Source organism: Streptomyces sp. NPDC001663 (assembly GCF_042893105.1).
In the GTDB taxonomy this organism is placed as follows: Bacteria; Actinomycetota; Actinomycetes; order Streptomycetales; family Streptomycetaceae; genus Streptomyces.
Genome location: NZ_JBIAUR010000048.1, coordinates 1 through 2,811, shown reverse-complemented (window position 1 = coordinate 2,811; position 2,811 = coordinate 1). Strand labels below are relative to the sequence as shown.

Below are 2,811 nucleotides of genomic sequence, written 5' to 3'. Positions count from 1 at the left end.
TACTCAAGCCGAAGCCCTCACGCTTTGGTGATGTGACGGACCTTCCGGGCCGAAATGCCCGGGATGCTGAGACCCGACTACGGTCTCCGCAACGGCAGCACCGAACTCGAGGACGCCGTGCTGAACTTCGCGGGCATCCTCGCCCTGGTGGTCGCCCTCGTGCCGACACCCAACGTCGGCCGCTGCGGCTCGGTCCTCACCGACACGACCAACCGGGCGCCAACATCGCCAAAGAAGATCGAGGAGTTCCTCGGCTGGTGCAGCGAGACGGACGTCGAGGCCGTCACCCTCTGGCTGCTGTCGACGGACAACTTCGACCGGCCCCAGGAAGAGCTCGGCCCGCTGCTCGGGATCATCGAGGACGTCGTACGAACCCTCGCCGCTGACGGCCGCTGGCGGGTGCACCACGTCGGGACCCCCGACGCAGACGCTCCGCGTCAAGGTCCCCGGCCCGGCATCCTGCTGGACGCTCGCCGTTGACGGGGTCCTTCGCCCCGTCAACGAGCGGGTGCCGGTCGTGCCGGGCCAGCGGCACGTCGACCTTCGCTGCGACCTGCTGTGGCCTACCCCGGGCGGGCACAGGGGCACCTCGCCTGCACGGTCCATCTGCCAGCCCGGGGGTGAGTGCGCCTCGCGCCCCCTGGTGCGGACCTCGGACTACTGGTGTTCCGCCAGGGTGACGGGTCGAGCGTGCCCCTTGGCCGATTGGGCCAGTTAATCGGACCTGTCGGTCCAGGCGGTGATCACTGATCTTCGGTCCTGGGCGCCGGCACCGGACCGCACTCACTCCGCGGCCCGGTGTCAGGTCGGCCCCGGCTCGGCCCGCGTGTCACCCGCGGCCCGGGGCCTTACTCCACTTCCGTCACCACGCCGTCCGCGTCCATGACCCAGCTTCCGCTTTCGACGCCGTACACCTTCTTGTCTTCGAGCCACTTCCAGGACATCTGCTGCAGGACCTGGTTGGCCCGACGTTCCCAGACCGGATTGTGGTCCCAGCCCTCGACACGGATCATCAGCTTGTCGGCGCCCGGAATCGCCTTGTAGAGCTCCGGAACGGAGAAGTGCAGCACCGGCCCCAACTCCGCCGCCGTGTTGGCCGTCCTGTCCTGGTCTCCGTAGATGATGCACACCGGCACGGCGGTGCCGAGCGTGGAGCCGTAGGGCACGGTGCTCGTGTTCCAGCCCCACCAGTAGGAGTTGCGCCACCGCATGATGCCTTCGGGTGCCCCCGCGGTGGGACCGCCCCACTTTTGACCGATGCTGTCGCAGTCCATGATGGCCTTCCACACGTGGCCGGCCAACTCCTTGTCACTGATGGTGCCTTGCAGGCCGGCCTTGCTGGTCAGGTTCATCGGGAAGCCGAAGACCGCGGGCGGCTTGGACTCGGGCTGCGTGGGCAAAGCCGTGCCGGGAGGCGGAGCGAAGGGCGCGGCGGTGTGTGTCGACCACCGGCCGTCCGGGGGAAAGATGGGCGCGAGAAGAAACATTGTCGCTACGTCCCCGGGGTTCTGCAGCGCGTACGGACCCATGACGAACGCGGCTGCAGACCAGCCGATGAAGGAGACCTTCTCGTTGCTGCACCGTGCCCTGATGAACTTGACGACGGTAGCCAGCTCGTCCCATTCGCTCTGGGAGTTGCCCAGTTGGTGCGGGTAGGGCGCTGTCGGGGAGCAGGTCCCCGTGCCGGGATTGGTCTCCAGCAGGCCCCGCTGGGCCGGGTTGGCGTTGCATGGGTCGTCCATCTTGGGGCGCGGGGAGAGCCCGGAACCCTGGAGGTCCATGATGAACACGTCGTAGCCCTTGCCCGCCAGATACTGCGCCCAGCTGTAGCTCGTGTCTGGGTTCGGGGAGCCGCCCTTCGGAGGGAGCACGAGGTCGAAGCCGGGGAGGGCCGGAACGCTCCTGCCGTGGAGCATCAGGACCGGCTTGGGGGTGCCACCGGATCCGGCGGCCTTCTTGTATTCCCGAACGAAGAGCTCGATATCTTCGCCGGAATTCGCCGGGATGGTCGAGGTGTGCTTGACCTTGTGGTCGACGCGAGTCAGTTGCGGCATGGTCGCCTCCGATGGCTGTTCGAGCTGAGGAACGGTTGTTCCCGAGGGTGGTCAGCATCTCCGCCTCGCCCGGGCCGTACGGGGAGCCGGAAGGCGGGGCGCACGGATGGTGACTGATCGGGTGTGCGCCGCTCCTCCGATCGGCGGGGCGCATCTGGGGGAGCACGCCAGCGACCACGCTGCCGACCCGGGAACCCCTCCGGAGGCGGAGCGAGTGCGGGTCGTGGTCAGCACCTCAGACTCGAACGCATGGGCGGGCAAATTGAGGCTCTGGCCGGCTGCGTACGTCCCACGCCATGTATGCGCTACAGGCGAGGGCTCCGTACGGTGACCGGATGGACAGTTCCGTCATCTTCAACGTCGTCACCACGGGCATCGCCGTTGTCGCAGTGGTGACCTCCGTCGCCTTCAGTGCGCGACAGGTCCGCGTCGCGCGGCACGCCAACCACATATCCGTCATGGTCGATCTGCTCCAAGAGTTCCGCTCGGCAGACTTCCACGAGCAGCACGATTACCTCTGCACGCGCTTAGGCGCAGAGCACGACCCAGCGGGTGGGGTACGGGGTTTGCCCGCCGAAGCCAAGACGGCCTTCTACAGCGTCGTGTACTACTACCAGTCCTTTGCGAACCTCGCTGTGTTCGGGCTACTCGACGAAACCCTTAGAAGCTGTTGCCTTTTCGATCTTGAGCGGTGGCGGTCGAACGCGGGTTCCCGGTCGGGTGATCCTGCCCTGGCGAGGGCATGAGGAAGGGACCT

Annotated in this window: 2 protein-coding genes and 1 pseudogene; 2 read left to right on the top strand and 1 reads right to left on the bottom strand. The window is 67.1% G+C overall.

What is annotated here, in order from left to right; all coding sequences use genetic code 11:
- Positions 1-234: 234 nt before the first annotated feature.
- A pseudogene (locus tag ACFY1L_RS55895) lies at positions 235-423 on the top strand (undecaprenyl diphosphate synthase family protein); the annotation flags it as partial.
- Positions 424-848: 425 nt separating this feature from the next.
- Here ACFY1L_RS55895 and ACFY1L_RS55890 read toward each other — a convergent pair.
- Complete coding sequence (locus tag ACFY1L_RS55890; protein ID WP_388843362.1) at positions 849-2,054, bottom strand: alpha/beta hydrolase; 1,206 nt, start codon at positions 2,052-2,054, stop codon at positions 849-851.
- A gap of 335 nt (positions 2,055-2,389) precedes the next feature.
- Here ACFY1L_RS55890 and ACFY1L_RS55885 point away from each other — a divergent pair, with 335 nt between their 5' ends.
- Positions 2,390-2,800 carry a hypothetical protein gene (locus ACFY1L_RS55885; protein WP_388843361.1) on the top strand — a complete coding sequence of 137 codons (411 nt, stop codon included), beginning with the start codon at positions 2,390-2,392 and terminating at the stop codon, positions 2,798-2,800.
- Positions 2,801-2,811: the final 11 nt, after the last annotated feature.